The 16,829-nt window shown below is 53.0% G+C and carries 9 protein-coding genes; 1 reads left to right on the top strand and 8 read right to left on the bottom strand.

Features of this window, described 5'->3' with window-relative positions:
* Positions 1 to 222: 222 nt before the first annotated feature.
* The 7 genes from phoU to R50912_RS10570 all read right to left on the bottom strand — a co-directional run bounded on the left by phoU (position 223) and on the right by R50912_RS10570 (position 14,860).
* Positions 223 to 882: a phosphate signaling complex protein PhoU gene (phoU, locus tag R50912_RS10605; RefSeq protein WP_039304983.1), complete on the bottom strand. Its 660-nt coding sequence runs from the start codon at positions 880 to 882 to the stop codon at positions 223 to 225.
* Positions 883 to 1,005: 123 nt separating this feature from the next.
* Complete coding sequence (gene pstB / locus R50912_RS10600) at positions 1,006 to 1,761, bottom strand: phosphate ABC transporter ATP-binding protein PstB (RefSeq protein ID WP_039304980.1); 756 nt, start codon at positions 1,759 to 1,761, stop codon at positions 1,006 to 1,008.
* Between the two features lie 139 nt (positions 1,762 to 1,900).
* On the bottom strand, positions 1,901 to 2,629 hold the full coding sequence (locus R50912_RS10595; RefSeq protein ID WP_039304977.1) for a response regulator transcription factor: 729 nt from the start codon (positions 2,627 to 2,629) through the stop codon (positions 1,901 to 1,903).
* A gap of 195 nt (positions 2,630 to 2,824) precedes the next feature.
* Positions 2,825 to 4,618 (bottom strand): two-component system histidine kinase PnpS, encoded by a 1,794-nt coding sequence (pnpS, locus tag R50912_RS10590; RefSeq protein ID WP_042234678.1) that lies wholly within the window; start codon positions 4,616 to 4,618, stop codon positions 2,825 to 2,827.
* Between the two features lie 1,253 nt (positions 4,619 to 5,871).
* Positions 5,872 to 9,687, bottom strand: coding sequence for a carbohydrate binding domain-containing protein (locus tag R50912_RS10585; RefSeq protein ID WP_052416199.1), 3,816 nt, complete (start codon positions 9,685 to 9,687; stop codon positions 5,872 to 5,874).
* A gap of 88 nt (positions 9,688 to 9,775) precedes the next feature.
* Complete coding sequence (locus R50912_RS10580) at positions 9,776 to 12,757, bottom strand: alpha-amylase family glycosyl hydrolase (RefSeq protein ID WP_042234676.1); 2,982 nt, start codon at positions 12,755 to 12,757, stop codon at positions 9,776 to 9,778.
* 399 nt (positions 12,758 to 13,156) lie between these two features.
* Positions 13,157 to 14,860, bottom strand: coding sequence for a fumarate hydratase (locus R50912_RS10570; RefSeq protein ID WP_042242075.1), 1,704 nt, complete (start codon positions 14,858 to 14,860; stop codon positions 13,157 to 13,159).
* Between the two features lie 104 nt (positions 14,861 to 14,964).
* On the opposite strand from R50912_RS10570, the gene yfbR reads away from it, so the two are divergent.
* Entirely contained in the window at positions 14,965 to 15,591 is a 627-nt protein-coding gene (yfbR, locus tag R50912_RS10565; protein ID WP_081956451.1) for a 5'-deoxynucleotidase, read from the top strand.
* Positions 15,592 to 15,689: 98 nt separating this feature from the next.
* On the opposite strand, the gene thiH is transcribed toward yfbR, so the two are convergent.
* Positions 15,690 to 16,811, bottom strand: coding sequence for a 2-iminoacetate synthase ThiH (thiH, locus tag R50912_RS10560; RefSeq protein WP_042234670.1), 1,122 nt, complete (start codon positions 16,809 to 16,811; stop codon positions 15,690 to 15,692).
* Between the last annotated feature and the right edge of the window lie 18 nt (positions 16,812 to 16,829).

Raw genomic sequence — 16,829 nt, 5'->3', positions numbered from 1 at the left:
ACCTCGCCTTTATCTTGCTTACTTCTTATATAGTACCATATGCCCCGCACCAAGTTGAAACATAAGGATGATTGATTCTAGTGAAGCCTATAATGAAGCCGGACGGATTCACACCAGGTCTGCAGCTTCAGGCATTCTAAGCAGGATTTCCAATCAGAAGGCGCTTTAAAACAAAAAAGGCAAGCCTCCGGGGATGAAGGCTTGCTGTCGTGCCTTATGCTTTTATTGATTCAGGTCCGGACGTTTGCCCGTTACAAGATAAACTACGCTCTCGCCAATGTTGGTCGCATGATCCGCGATACGCTCAATATAGCGGCCAACCAGCGTAAGCAGCATAGCCTGATTAACCGACTCAGGCTTCTGAACCATGTAAGTGTACAGTTCATTAATCATTGCACTATACAGCCCGTCGACCTGATCGTCGTCCTGGGCCATTTTGTAGGCCAGATCCGTATTCTCATCCAAATAGGACTGAATTGCCTCTGAGATCATTACCGTAACAATCTCGGCCATCCGCGGAATATCCACAAGCGGTTTAATCAGCTGCTGCCCCTGGATCCGCATCGTTACCTTAGCCACATCCAGTGCCAGATCCCCCATACGTTCGAGGTCACTGGAGATTTTGAAGGCTACAATAATGCGGCGCAGGTCCTTGGCTACCGGCTGCTGGGTGATGATCAGCCGTGAGCCGATCTCCATAATCCGGTCTTCCATCGCATTCAGCCGTAAATCGTTCTTAACAATTTCCTGTGCCCGCACGGTGTCCAGATTCTGCAAAGCGAGTACTGCACCTTCCAGCGCATCCGTAACATGCTCGCCCATCTGCTCCAGCAGATTGCGCAGCTCTTCCAGATCTTTATCGAATTCTTTTCTGCGAATCATATTGAAAACGATCCTCCTCAAAAACATATGGTCATATAGAGTGAACTTAAGAAACCGCCGTCCCTCTTCTTAAGTTCAGCTTATACAGCTGATTTCCTTCCGGAAAACGAATTCCTCTGCCGCTTAACCGAAGCGTCCGGATATATAATCTTCTGTGCGGGAGTCTTTGGGATTCGAGAACAGTAATTCCGTATCCTGAGCCTCCACGATAACTCCGTTCAGGAAAAATACAGTGCGCCCCGACACCCGGGCGGCCTGATGCATATTATGCGTGACCATTACAATCGTATACTTATCCCGCAGCTCCTGTACCAGCTCCTCAATCTTCAGCGTGGACACCGGATCAAGTGCAGAGGTGGCCTCGTCCATCAGCAGAATATCCGGCTGTACGGCAAGGGCTCTGGCGATGCAGAGACGCTGCTGCTGGCCACCGGACAAGCTGAGGGCAGACTTCTTGAGGAAATCCTTCACTTCCTCCCAGAGTGCGGATTGGCGCAGGCTTTGCTCCACAATGACATCAAGCTCGGCTTTGCCCTTCACCCCATGGAGGCGCGGACCATAAGCTACATTGTCATAAATCGACTTGGGAAAAGGATTGGGCTGCTGGAACACCATCCCTACCTGCTTGCGCAGGCTTTCCACTTCAATCTCGTCGCTGTAAATATTTTTACCGCCGATGTTTACTGTTCCTTCAATACGCGTTCCGGGAATCATGTCGTTCATTCGGTTTAGGGTACGCAGCAGCGTGGACTTTCCGCAGCCGGAAGGACCGATAAAAGCGGTAACCTGTTTCTCCGGAATTTGCAGATCCACATTCTTCAGCGCGTGAAATGACTCATAGTAGAGATCAAGTTTCTCTATGTCAATGATGGATTTCATTAGTTTCTATAGTCTCCTTCTCATCATCTTCGTTCCCCATGATAAGCTTTCAGTGTAAATAGAGCTCTAGAGAATTGTTAACGCTGTGTAAAATCAAAATTCAGCAGAACAGGTGTATCAGAAAAAGAACACCGCCATATCAAATGACTGGTGTTCTCTTCTTGTTCACGACCAGCTTATAGCCTACGCCGCGGATGGAATCAATATGCACGGATTCTGGATCAAGCTCAAGCTTCTTGCGCAGCGAGCTGACATGAACATCTACAGTACGCTGGCCGCCGATATAATCGAAACCCCAGACCGCATTCATCAGATCATCACGCGTCAGAACCACACCCGGCTTCCGGGCCAGATACAGCAGGACTTCAAACTCCTTGGGACGCAGATTAATACTCTGTCCACCCAGCGAAACTTCATAACGTTCCGGGTAGATTTCCAGCTGTCCCAGGATAATGGTCGAAGCGGATACCGCCGTTTCCGGGGGGGCTTCCTCGGCAAGCCCCGATATCCGGCGCAGAACCGCGCTGACACGGGCCAGTAATTCGGAGACTCCAAACGGCTTGGTTATGTAATCATCGGCCCCGGATTTCAGGCCCCGGACTACATCCTCTTCGGCATTCTTGGCCGTCAGCACAATGACCGGTGTACGTATGCCCTGTCCACGCAATTTATCCAGAATGTCAATGCCGTTCATGCCGGGCAGCATAAGATCCAGTACGATTAAATCAAAAGGTTCTCTAGTCGCACGGTCATATCCTGCCGTTCCATGATCCTCCACCGTCACTTCATAGCCTTCCTGTGTCAAATTATAAGACAGCAGCCGGGCTAGTGTCGGTTCGTCTTCAATGACAAGCAATCGTTGTGCCATAGGTTCCCCCGTCTTTTCATAGGTTATTAAATTTACAAAACTGCACACATGCACATCATAGCACCACAATGTTAACTTGGTGTAAAATTACGAATTTAATATTACCCCTTTGCCGGCATACAATCAAATCAGGACATACGCCTCTCCACAGGCTTAAGACGGATGTCCTTACAGAATTGAATCCTTGCTGGCAGGTTACTCGTTCTCTTCCTGCAGCAGCGGTAATTCCAGGATAAAAGAGCTGCCGATGCCCAGATCGCTCTCTACCGTAATTGATCCCCTGTGCAGCTCTACCAGATGCTTCACGATGGACAAGCCCAGGCCGGTTCCGCCGGAGCTTCTGGAGCGGGCTTTGTCCACCCGGTAGAAACGCTCGAAGATCCGCGGCAGATCCTTGCGCGGAATCCCCATGCCCGTATCGCTCACGGTAAAGCGCACACTCTCCGTTCCGTCTGCCTTTTGAACATTGGCTACGGTGACCCTTACATTTCCCCCGTCCTGCGTGTAGTTGATCGCATTCGAGAGCAGATTCATGAAGATCTGACGCAGCTTGTCTTCATCTCCCTCGATAAACAGCTCAGCAGGTACATCCGAGCTCAGGGTGATCTTCTTTTTCTCCGCCACCTTGCTGAGTGTTTCCAGCACAGAATCGAAGAACTCGATCAAATGAACCGGCGAGCAGTCTAGCTGGACGCGTTTGGATTCAATTTTGGACAATTCCAGAATATCTCCAATCAGGCGGTTCAGCCGTTCATTCTCATCATAAATAATCTGCAGGAACGAACGTGCCGTCTTCTCATCCGTAACACCCCCGCCGAGCAGGGTTTCGGCGAAGCCTTTTACCGCAGCTACCGGGGTCTTCAGCTCATGGGAGACATTCGCGACGAATTCGCTGCGCATTTTCTCCAGACGGCGGATTTCCGTAACCTCCTGCAGCAGGAACAGCATTCCCCGGGTGGAACCGTCCTGAATCATCGGCACTCCGTCCAGGCGTACAATCCGCTCCACCGGATTATAGATAATACGCTCTTCATGGACCGGTTCATTACGGGATACGCCTTCTTCAATCAGCCGGGTCAGCTCATAATGATGTTTGATCTCTTTGTAGGAATGCCCGGTCATCTCGCTGTTCTTCACATCAAGGAGCCGTTCTGCCGCACGGTTGAGCAGGGCTATCTCCCCCTCAGCGTTAATCATCACGATCCCGCCGGTCATGTTATCGAGTACGCTTTGCAGCAGATCCTCGTTGTCGCGGATGGTCTTCAGCTGGGCCTGGAGACTGTCCGCCATCGCGTTGATCGCTGTCGCCAGCTGACCGACCTCGTCCTTGCGCTTCATCGGCACACGGGCATCGTAATCCAGATCGGTGATACGCCGCGCTACTCTGGTAATCTGCTCTAGGGGTGAGGTCATGCTGGAGGCTACTTTATAGCTCACAAAAGTGGCTGCCATAAACAGCAGCACGAGTCCTCCGGCCATAATCATCCACGCCCGGTTCAGTCCTTCCGTCACCGCATCCAGCCCCATGGAGAGCCGGATATATCCGTCAAAGCCCTGGTCAGAAACTACCGCACCTGCTACATAGAGCATTTCCTGGTCCAGCGTATCACTGTAGCGGATTGCCCGGCCAATCCCCTCTTTCGCGGCGAGCAGTTCCTCTTCCCGGGTGGAGTGGTTGTCCATTTCCAGCGGATTGCGTTCCGAATCACCAATTACCCGGCCTTCCTTCGTAATGAAGGTGATGCGCGAACCTGTCAGTGTGGATATCGTCCGGGCCTGGTCTGTATAATAATCCATGGCGTCCGGACCGTGCATATCCTTGAACGTAAATGTGCCGGAGAGCAGATTTATTTCCCGGGACATGTTTTCTTCCAGTACGGAAATATGTGAGTCCTTAAACAGTTGGGCCATTGTAAGGCCAGCCCCGGTCATGGAGATCCCGATCAGGGCCATGAGTATGAATGTAAGCCTAACGCGGAACGGTTTCATCAGTAGTAGTCCTCTTCCTTATCATTGTGTCCTTGTGAACATCCTACCTCCATTTTCGTCAAAATACCAGTTCCGGCGGCGATTATCAACGGAGTGTAAAATGGGAGTGGATGAATGTTATTTGGCGCTTGGAGTAAAAGCTGCTTTAGCACTTGGATGGACGCTCCGCAAACGGACCGTTGTTCCGATCGCTGTACGAGGGACGTTTGAACTTGCTGTGAACGCTCCGCAAACGGACCGTTGTTCCGATCGCTGTACGAGGGACGTTTGAACTTGCTGTGAACGCTCCGCAAACGGACCGTTGTTCCGATCGCTGTACGAGGGACGTTTAAACTTGCTGTGGACGCTCCGCAAACGGACCGTTGTTCCGATCGCTGTTGTTCCCGGATTTTATTTATTCTCCTTAGCGGTGAAAATCCGGGAACAAAGGCGAACGCTATCGCTTCTCCACAATCAGTCCGTCCGCTCCGCTGTTTAAGAGGGGGAAGTTACGGCAAACCTGTAGACCCTTTAAATCATTGAAAGCTTCAGCCCTCCATTCTTCAATCCTCAATCCTCAATCCTCAATCCTCAATCCTCAATCCTTCAATCCTCAACCCTTCAATCCTCAACCCTCCAGCAATCCCAACACTCTCAACACTCCAACACCTCAACACTCCAACACCTCAACACTCCAACCCTTAATCCTCCCCTCCATAAAATAATAGAAAAAAGAAATCGCCCCTTTTAAATGGCTGGACCACACACCATTTAAAAGGAGCTATTCTTTTAACACACATTATAGTCTATAGATCAATATTCTTCCTTTAAATGGTATTAACCAGCACAAATACCAATGCAACCGCTTATTGTAGCTCAGACTAGATAGGTTTTTATAAAATCCTGCATAAAATACAACATTTTCTCTATTATATTGGTCCAAATACCAAATTGTTGTACCAAATACAGCATTTCTCCTTCTCAAAGAAGTTTTGTGGAAGGATTGTTGTATTTCATACAACAATCCTTCCACACATCCAGATATCTAGGGATCAAAGTTGTAAAACGTACAACAATTATGCCTGCAGAGCTTCTTCAGAGTCTAATTCTGCCGGTAACGAATCAGGTGTGAAGAAAGAAATGAAATATTGCGCGCTAATCCCACCAGCGATTACTGGCAACTTGTGGGGTTGTTAACTAAAGTGTAGTTAGGAGAGAGCATTTTCGCTTCTAATAGTTAACCAACTTTTGGTGTAAGCACGGAATGCAGCCAGTTACTGATCCTTCCAGCGCTGCACGGTCAGGTTGGCGGTCTGTGCGCCGCCCGCCGGCGTGAGCGCACGGTTCGCAATATCTGCTCCACCGGATGAGGTCTCTACCGTAGCCCAGCTGCCGCGCGTCAGCTTATACGTCACTGCTGTCCCTGCCGGAAGGCTCAGGGTGATGGAATAGACTCCGTCACTGCCCTTGGTCAGCAGGTATGCGGGGTCAGCCGCATTCCAGCTGTTGAACGACCCGGTCAGATAGATAGGCCCGCTCGCTGGAGTGGTGGCCGGAACAGTGACCCGGAAGGTCACGCTGTCCGCTCGAGGTTCTCCGGTGGTAAGACTTCCCCCCACAAGGCTTGAGCTGCCCGCGCCAAAGTGATAATTGCTGCCGCCATTGCTGTCCCAGGTTCCGCTGCCGTTATTGAACGCTGCAGTAAGTCCGGTCGCGGTTCCGAGCTCGATGGTAATCGCTTTGTAGCCGCTGAATGTGGATGCCTGCATCTGCACGCCCGGCGAGGTCGTCCAGGTGCTTGCCCCATCCAGCTTGTAATGGATATAAGAGTTGGTATAGGCCGTATTCTTGTAGTAGATTGTCGCTGTATTCCCTACCGGAGTGGCGGTTGGCACCGGGGTTGCGGTCGGTGTAACCGTTGGTGTCGCGGTCGGTGTGGCTGTTGGTGTTGCGGTTGGCGTTGGTGCCGCTGTCGGCGTAGCCGTTGGCACCGCGGTCGGTGTGGCTGTTGGTGTTGCGGTTGGCGTTGGTACCGCTGTCGGCGTAGCCGTTGGCACCGCTGTCGGCGTAACCGTTGGCGTGGCGGTCGGCGTGGCCGTCGGAACATCCGGGGCGCCCGCCTGGATTTGCCCGGTAGGGGTATAGGTCCAGGTGCCGGTGCCGAACAGATAATTGCTGCCGCCGTTACTGTCCCAAGTACCGCTGCCGTTATTGAAGCAGGCTTCCAGCTGGGTGGCGGAGCCGATATTGATCGTGATTTTGTTATAGCCCGCCATTTCAGCCGCAGGAATCGCTACGCCCGGCGCAGTCGTCCAGGTACCCGCAACCGGACGGTAGTGAATGTACGGTGTGGTGTAGCCCTTCTTGTAATAGATCGTCACATTATTCCCCGCCGGTGTTGTGGCGGATGCAAGCGCACTCAGTCCGGACAGATTGCCCGAAGCATCATAAGCTTTGACCTTGTATTCATACGTCGTAGAGGAGGACAAGCCGCTGTCTGTATACGAAGCAGACGGTGATGTACCGATCTTGATGCCATCGCGATAGATCTCATAACCTGTCACACGGATATTATCGGTAGCTGCATTCCATGTCAGCAAGGCCGAGGAGGCATTGACCACAGCTGCCTGAAGATTAGCCGGCACAGACGGGGCTTCCGTGTCCGGAACTGCAGGCACATCGGTAATAAACGGATGCGTGCCCTCAACGGTTCCCTGCATGCTCTCAGTATATTTTCCGTTTGCCAATGTATATTTTCCTGCTCCGACGTAGACCTGCTGGATATCGCTTTTCGTTACATTACCCTTAGCGTCTTTGGCTTCAATATAGTAGTCCACCAGCTGGTCACGATAATCCGAGATATAACTGAAATACAGATTGCCGATGTCCTTAGCCGGAACCTTCTGCATGATCGCCTTGCTGCTTGGCTGCCAGTCGACCCCGTTGATATCCGTGCTGAGATCGCGGACTGTCATCGGGTATTCCGTCCAGGCACCGACCTTGGCAGGGTCAATATTGGATATTCCTGCTGCAGCCAGGCCCGCCGGGTCATAGACCTTGAAAGTATTGTCCGCAGCATCTGCCGTCTTGTCGCGGTGTGCCCGGACCTTCACCTTGATATCGCTGATTCCGCTGGTGTCGAAAGCGTAGGTATAGATGGAGAACACATTATTGAAATGCTGCAGCGTCCAGCCTTCAGCCTTGCTGACATTGGCGCTGCCCGGATTGTACGGGTAACGCTGCGGCCACCATACGGAGGGGCCGGTTTTGTCTTTGGCCAGCTTTTGTGTAACATAAGGCTTGGAGAAATACAGCGATTGATTGAAGGACAGTGCCGGCTTCACGCTGTCATCCACATTCTCATCGTAATACCCGAAGCCGGAGTCCATCGCCGGGAGCAGGAAATACCAGGCCAATTCAGCCGGATTGGCGCCGCCGGCATAATCGCTTGCGGTGTTCCCTTTTACCGGATAGGAGATCATCCAAGGGTTGAGCTGATTGCCCTCGTAAGTCACCTCACGGTCAATCGGATTAACCGGCTTCCAGTAATTCGGATGCTCATCCAGCCAGATCTGCTCGGCTGTCTTGGCATAATTCAGGGAAGCCTGCAGCAAGGCGAAGTTACGCTCCAGATAATGGTAACCCTTCTCGAAGGATACGGTCATGCCTTCTTCGACACCGGACAGATTCTTCTTCGGCGCATAAGAGGTGCCGTTCACCTGATTGAAGCTGGCAAACTGGCTTTTCCAGATGCCGAACGGCAGATGCCAGTGGTACCAGGTCGGATCAGAGGAGGAATCCCGGGTATCAATCCATGAGCCGTCCTGAACATGGACAACATCGGAGGCTGCTGGTGTATTATTGCGCAGATACTCGTCAATCCCCATTCCGGTTACACCGCTGCTGGCATAGGTGACATTCCCGGCATTGCGCCAGGTCTCCTCGGAGCCGGCCCTACCCGAAGAATTATCCCCGTCATGAGCCACCACAAAAATCTGCTTCTGCGCGACCAGATTCTCATACGGCTTAAGCACATCCGCTTTTACCTGTCCCAAATATCCTTCTTCCCATGACTGCGCCTGTGCAACCGGAACGCCGACCACTTTGGATTCTGCCCCGGTTGCCGGGTCCACATAGCGGACCCAATGGGCTGTGGAGGCAAAAGGATACTTGTTATAGACAACCTGCTGCTCGTTGAACATCGGTTCATTTACCCAGGAGCCTACAGTGCTGACATTCTGCAGATCACTGCGGTTGGGCGGTGAGACCATCGTATCCGTGCCGGGACTGTTCAGCAGCGGATAGTCCTTAAGCGTGCGGGAAAAATGGTTGTTGCCGATAACGGACCACTGGATGCCCAGCTTTTGAAGGACGGGGATTATCCGTTCAGAGAAACCCAGCTCTGTCGGGAAAAACCCTTTAGAGGACTTATAGCTGCTTCCGAGAAAATAAGGCTGAGCCAATGTGGCTCCATGATAGATCATATCCTTGAGCAAATAGTCGTTGCCGACCAGCGGACCCATGGAGTGATGTCCGGAGAAATGGATCAGATCAAGCATGTTGCTGCCATTTGTTGTTTTGAGCTGATCAACGGCGCTCTTCCAGGGGGCACCCCAAGCTGGATTACTGTATCCGCTTACATTACCCTGCTGAATAATACTATTCACGTTATTTACAACCGAGCCGGACATTGTAACATGCATCTGTGCCTGGGGATAATTGCTGTGCAGCGTATTCGCCACGCTCCAGGGCCAGGTTAAGTACGCTCCTGTCTTCGCGTGATGTGAATAATAGGAGACCAGATCATCATGCGGCATCGGGGAGCCGTTCGGCAAATAATAGGTATATCCCGCAGGCGGGTTCTGCTTCAACTGGATGACTTCACCATCATACGTATAGCGGATCGGACTTCCTGCCGGGGCAGCGTTATAGGAGTTCAAATCATAGTACGCCCAGAAATTCGGCATATGGTTATGGTACACATGCGTAGCGGCAATATCTGCCGAGACATTAGTGGCTGCTGCCGGGATCATCAGAAGCACACCAAGCAGCAGGGCTGTGATTTTGCGCCAATACCGGGATGCTCTCATCAGCTTACAACTCCTCTCTCTTCAACCACATCAGCTTATTCAAAAGAACGGGGGCGCCGGAATTCATCCTTCGCCCCCCTGTCATTCCCTATTGATCCTTCCAGCGCTGCACGGTCAGGTTGACGGTCTGTGCGCCGCCCGCCGGCGTGAGCGCTCGGTTCGCAATATCTGCTCCACCGGATGAGGTCTCTACCGTAGCCCAGCTGCCGCGCGTCAGCTTATACGTCACTGCTGTCCCTGCCGGAAGGCTCAGGGTGATGGAATAGACTCCGTCACTGCCCTTGGTCAGCAGATATGCGGGGTCAGCCGCATTCCAGCTGTTGAACGACCCGGTCAGATAGACAGGCCCGCTCGCTGGAGTGGTGGCCGGAACAGTGACCCGGAAGGTCACGCTGTCCGCCTGAGGTTCTCCGGTGGTAAGACTTCCCCCCACAAGGCTTGAGCTGCCCGCGCCAAAGTGATAATTGCTGCCGCCATTGCTGTCCCAGGTTCCGCTGCCGTTATTGAACGCTGCAGTAAGTCCGGTCGCGGTTCCGAGCTCGATGGTAATCGCTTTGTAGCCGCTGAATGTGGATGCCTGCATCTGCACGCCCGGCGAGGTCGTCCAGGTGCTTGCCCCATCCAGCTTGTAATGGATATAAGAGTTGGTATAGGCCGTATTCTTGTAGTAGATCGTCGCTGTATTCCCTACCGGAGTGGCGGTTGGCACAGGGGTTGCTGTCGGTGTAACCGTTGGTGTCGCGGTCGGTGTGGCTGTTGGTGTTGCGGTTGGCGTTGGTGTCGCGGTCGATGTAGCTGTTGGTGTTGCGGTCGGCGTTGGCGTCACCGTTGGTGTCGCAGTCGGCCCGGCCGGCCCCCCTGCCTGGATCGTTCCTGTCGGAATATACATCCACGTGCCCGTTCCGAACAGATAATTGCTGCCGCCGTTGCTGTCCCAGGTGCCGCTGCCGTTGTTGAAGCAGGCTTCCAGCTGGGTGGCTGCACCGATATTGATGGTGATTTTGTTGTAACCTGCCACTTCAGCCGCAGGAATCGCTACACCCGGCGCAGTCGTCCAGGTGCCCGCAGCCGGGCGGTAATGGATATAAGGTGTGGTGTAGCCCTGCTTGTAATAGATCGTCACACTATTTCCGGCAGGCGTGACGATCAGGGCAGCTGCACTGAAAGCCGACAGATTGGCGGCGGCGTCATACGCTTTTATTGTATACGAGTAGTTTGTACTGCCAGACAAGCCGTTGTCTGTGTAAGAGGTAGTTGCCGAGGTTCCAATCTTGACTCCATTACGGTAAATCTCGTACCCTGTAACTCCGGCATTATCCGTGGAAGCTGACCAGCTTACAATCGCACTGGATGCATTCTGCACAGTGGCTGTTACATTCGTTGGTACAGTCGGAGCCTGAGTATCCACAATAGGCTGTGTCTTCGAATAGATTTTGGCGGAATTCGCACCAAGAGTAACCGTAATCTGTTTGCCGGTCGCGCCGCCTGATTGCACGGTTACCGTGTCAGAGGTGTTCAACTGGTTAATCAGTACCGTCCCTACAGTAAGAGTGCTCTCAGCGCGCAGCGGAATCGTAACCGTCTGCGACCCGCCCGAAGCATTACTGAATGCGGAGATGACTTCCTGTCCCACATGGGTCCCGCTGTCAATCCGGCGGGAGAACGCGTACAGATTCTGGGCAGACCACATTTCACGCTGGGTGCCGGTGCGCAGCGCAGGATTATTTTTGCGGATTTCGTTAAGCTTGGCTACATGCTTGTAGGTGCTGGCGTTCTCATTGAAATAATTCTCCACCACGTTGCCGCTTGCATCACGCTTCACCATGGACCAGCGGTTCCATGTATCGGCAATGCCGCCAGTCATGATCTGGCCGTTCCCGTTGCCTTTGTTCTGTTCTGTCCCCTGGAACACCACCGGGGTTCCGCGCACAGTGAAGATGAAGGACAAGGCATTCTGCAGCTTCTCTACACTGCCTCCGGCTTCTGTCAGGAAACGGTTGCGGTCATGATTATCAATGAAGGTAACCATATGATTCGCATTGCCGTTGTAATAGGAATCAAGAGCCAGTGTACTCTTAACATTAGAATCGAAGGATTGTCCATAAGCAAAGCTGTTCAAGACAGAGAAGAATAGCGGGAAATCGAGCATGCCCCACTCCTTGCTGCTGCCTACCCAGCGGGAGACAAATTCGGCATTGCCGTCAAAATTCTCTCCGAAGGTGTTCACGCCCAGCAGCGTCTGCAGCTCCCCGATATCCGTCGGCTTCATCAGCTTGGCGGCATCAACGCGGGCACCATCCGCACCTGTATAATCAAACCAGCCTTTAATCGAGCTGAAGATGGCCTGCTTGGCGGCAGGAACATCGAAGTCGATATCATCCAGTCCGCCCAGATCGTGATTCTCCAAATAATCCTGGGCCCACTGATCATATCGTCCGTCTGCCAGCGACCAGTTGATATCCCCGTTATGGTGATACCAGGCCGGATTATTGAAAGGGGCTACCGGCTGCAATGCCGGGATATCATAATAAGCCTGGGTTCCCAGCATATAATCGCCGATATGGTTCGGAACCACGTCGATGATGACCTTGATTCCGAGCGCATGCGCTGAATCAACCAGCTCTTTAAGCTTCTCTTTTGTACCGAAATAAGGGTTGGCCGCATTAGGGTCTTTGACATTGTATCCGTGGTAAGCTGTGTTCTTCCCTGTTCCGTTATTCTCCCGGTTAGTCATCTGCGGTTCGGCAACCGGAGAGATCCAGATCGCCGTATAGCCCATATTATGGATATAGGGGAGCTTATTGATAACTCCCTGCCAGTCTCCACCCTTCATATAGCGGAAATCCTCTTCAGAGGTCTCCCCATAGCGGATGGCGGCTCCTGTGGCATTATTGGAGGAGTCTCCGTCATTGAAACGGTCAACCATAATCTGATAAATCGTGTCATTCTCTGTAACCGTGCCGATACTGGCCGCTTCAACCTTAACTGGAGGCAGAACAAATAAATTCATCGTGATCGAAAGAACCATAGATGTGATAAGGACGGGGATAAGCCAATGTTTACGTTTCATTCTTCATCTCCCTCTCATAAATGCGTATGCACAACACTTTCTAACAAAAAGAACAAGCTACCGTCTAGAGCCTCATCTTACTCACTTCAGGGAAACCGGTTTCCCCACTAAAAATTAACATGGACTTGTATGCGCTGTCAAGACATATAAATTGTTCTTTCTCAGAACCCGTATCCCATATAGGATAACGACTCTGCAATACGCAAAAAATTCCCCGTTTAGCATCAGGGAGCAGCATGATCCTCCGGAACAGATACCGGTTTCGATTTTTTTTCATAGACAGCACCGCAAAAAGACCTCTTTCAACCAAACGAAAGAGGTCTCACTATCACTGAATAAATATACTATTTGATTCATATCATCCAACAAATCACTGTCACAGGGAGGTTGCTAAGCTGTTTATTTAAATACCGGCTCCCGGAACTGGGCCAGCTTGGCCGCGGAATCCTTCTCCACATCGGCATGCAGGCTGTTGCCATGCGCATCCATGGTGACGATTGCAGCGAATCCGTCCACCTGCAGATGCCACATGGCCTCCGGAATTCCGAACTCCATGAAATCAACCGCGTTAACCTTCTTAATGCATTCTGCATAGTACTGGGCTGCACCGCCAATGGCGTTGAGATAGACGCCGCCGTGTTCGCCTAATGCCTTCAACGTTTTCGGGCCCATCCCGCCTTTGCCGATTACGGCACGGATGCCGAATTTCTTAATGATATCGCCTTGATAAGGCTCCTCGCGGATGCTGGTGGTCGGACCTGCAGCCTTCACATGCCAGCCCTCCTCATCCTTCAGCATGACCGGGCCACAGTGATAGATGACCGCACCGTTCAAGTCCACGGGGGCGTCGTGATCCATCAGATATTTGTGCAGGGCATCGCGGCCGGTGTGCATCTCGCCGGAGAGAATAACTACATCACCAACGCGCAGGCTGCGGATATCCTCCTCGCTGATCGGTGTGGTCAGGCGGATTTCGCGCGAACCACCCGATGCGGCAGAGCCTGCGGCAGCAGGTTCGATTTCCTTGCCGTTACCGGGGACAACAGCATCAGAAGCAGCTTCCCCAGTTCCTGACAAGATAGCCGGAGCCGCAGGAATCGTTGCATCCTCTGGAATCATGCCCTGCGAAACACCATCAGCAGCAGAGACCGCTACCGGTTCAGCTACTTGCACTAAAGCCTCTTCCCCATCAACAGAAATACCTGTGCCGCTCTCATAGAGCCATTCCTTAATGTCCCCGGTTGCCGGATTCACCAGTATCCCCTGACGGCGGAAGGCCCAGCAATTATAAGCTACCGAGACAAAGAAGCTCGCCGGCAGACGGTTCATAACTCCGATTTTGCAGCCTAACAGCGTAACTTCACCGCCGAAGCCCATCGTGCCGATCCCGAGCTTGTTGGCATTCTCCATGATGTAATCTTCCAGCTTGCCCAGATCTTGGGTGGGATTCACATCCTCGACCTTGCGGAACAGCTGCTTCTTCGCCAGCTCATAACCCGTTGTACGGTCACCGCCGATGCCTACGCCAATGAAGCCTGCACTGCAGCCCTGGCCCTGCGCCTGATAGACCGAATGAAGAATACATTTGCGAATGCCGTCTAGATCTCGTCCGGCTTTGCCCAGACCTTCCAGCTCTGCCGGGAGACTGTACTGAATATTCTTATTCTCGCAGCCGCCGCCCTTCAGAATGAGCCTTACATCAATGCCTTCCTCTTCCCACTGCTCGAAATGAATCACCGGCGTGCCTGGACCCAGATTGTCCCCGCTGTTCTCGCCTGTAAGGGAATCTACGGAATTGGGCCGCAGCTTGCCGTTCTTCGTCGCCCGGATTATCGCGCTATGAATATCCTTCTTCATCTCTATCTGATTCACGCCAACCGGCGTATGAATTATAAAAGTCGGCATCCCTGTATCCTGGCAAATCGGCGATACCTGGAGCTCGGCCATGCCGATATTCTGGGCAATCGTGGTCAGTGCCAGTCCGGAGCGGGTCGCCCGGTCTTCCAGCGCACGCCCTTTAGCAACCGCCCGGCGTACATCACCCGGCAAATTCGTGGAGGTCTCTACGATCAGATTATAAATGCTGTCTTCAAAATGCTGCATCTTCATTCAGTCTCCTCTCCATCTGTTTCAAGCTGCCCTAACTCTGTTACAATTAGTTATTATCATATCATATTAAGCCGCTCATGAAAGGGGTTACTTAAAAATTGAACTACCATTTCTCTGCCTATCTCTACCGGCTGCAATATATCCAGCGCTGGAGCCTCATGCGCAGCACCGCCCCGGAGAACGTGGCGCAGCATTCGTTCCAGGTGGCCCTGCTGGCGCACATGCTGTGCACCATCGGCAATGTCCACTTCGGCCGGTCGCTGAACGCCGACCGCGCATCCACAATGGCGTTGTTCCACGACGCCACCGAGGTATTCACCGGCGACATCGCCACGCCGGTGAAGCATAACAACCCGCGGCTGCTGTCCAGCTTCCGCGAGATGGAGCGGGTCGCCGCTGAACGCCTCGCGGCGATGATCCCGCCGGAGCTGAGCGCAGTCTATGCGCCGCTCCTGCAGCCGCAGGACAGCCCGCCCGGCTCTGAGGATGCCGGACTGCTGCGCTACGTCAAGGCGGCGGATGTGCTCGACGCATATCTGAAATGCGTCTGGGAAACCGCCGCAGGCAACCGCGAATTCGCGGCCGCCCGGGAGCAGACAGGCGCGAAGCTGCACGGGCTTGCCCTGCCGGAGTTGGAGTATTTCCTAACTCATATGGCTCCGGGGTTTGAGCTGTCGCTGGACGAGCTGTCTTCAAGAATGCGCCCGGAGAAGCCAGCCGACTAGCCGGAGACCGTGCGGCCGCTTGAAGAATGCAGCATCGTACGGACCGCTTCGCCCAACAATGCAAATAACCCGCCGTGAGGCGGGTTATTTGCATCCAGTTAAGGCATGGCTAAAGGCTCATCCAGGATGTCCCAGTCCTTGAACACCGGCTGCAGCCCTTTTGTCTCTAGCATCTCCTTAATCTCATGCACGCTGCGGTTGTCCGAGATTTCAAACTGCGGAGTCCCGCCTTCCAGGGAATGTCCGCCTACTTCGGTGGATACCCCTGCAGACATCTTGGTGATGCCGAGATGGACCAGATGATCGCGCAGGGCTGCCGGCTCCCGCGTGGACAGTGAAATACCGGAACGCGGCAGAAACAGGCGGTAGGCCAGTATAATCTGCACCAGTGCACGGTCGGTTACATCACTCTCTGGATTAAATTCCCCCAGGTACGGCCGAAAACGGGGAATGGACAAACCGATTTCGCACTCCGGATACTTGTCCTGCAAATACCTGGCGTGCAGTGCAGTCGCGAGAGCCTCCTGACGCCATTCGTACATTCCCAGCAGGGCTCCGATATTTACCGAGCGGAATCCGGCCAGGCAGCCGCGCTCGGGCGCATCCAGACGGTTGCGGTACACCCGCTTGGGGCCCTTCACATGCAGCTTGCGGTAGGTTTCCTGATGATAGACCTCCTGATACAGCGTCAGACCGTCTACTCCTGCCTGTCTGAGGTCAGCGTATTCTTTGGTAGTGAGCGGATTCACTTCAATGCTGACTGAAGAGAAATAGCCGCGGAGCACCTCCACGCAGTCTTTCACGTAATTGGCCGGACTTTGATTCCGGGATTCTCCGGTCAGAATCAGAATGTGGCGCAGCCCTGTGGCTGCGATCGTTTCCGCTTCCCGCCGGACCTCCTCCAGTGTCAGTTTTTTGCGCGGAAAATCATAGATAGAGCTAAAGCTGCAGTAGGTACAATGGTTGACGCAGAAATCAGCCACATACATCGGTGTAAACAGCTGCATCACATGACCGAATTGAGCACGTGTCAGTCTATGCGCCTTCTGCGCCATCTCTTCCAGGTAAGGCTCTGCTGCCGGTGACAGCAATGCCATCAGCCCGTCCTCGTCCAACTGCTCCAGACGAAGTGCCCGCTTCACATCGAGCGCAGTATACTGCTTCCATACCCCCTCATAGGAATGCTTGTCCATCCGGTTCAGCCTATCATAAAAGCTCATGTCCTTCCTCCCTCTTCT

Origin of the sequence: Paenibacillus sp. FSL R5-0912 (assembly GCF_000758605.1) — a bacterium.
Classification (GTDB): domain Bacteria; phylum Bacillota; class Bacilli; order Paenibacillales; family Paenibacillaceae; genus Paenibacillus_AQ.
The sequence above is the reverse complement of the archived record's forward strand: the minus strand, read 5'-3'. Positions and strand labels throughout refer to the sequence as shown.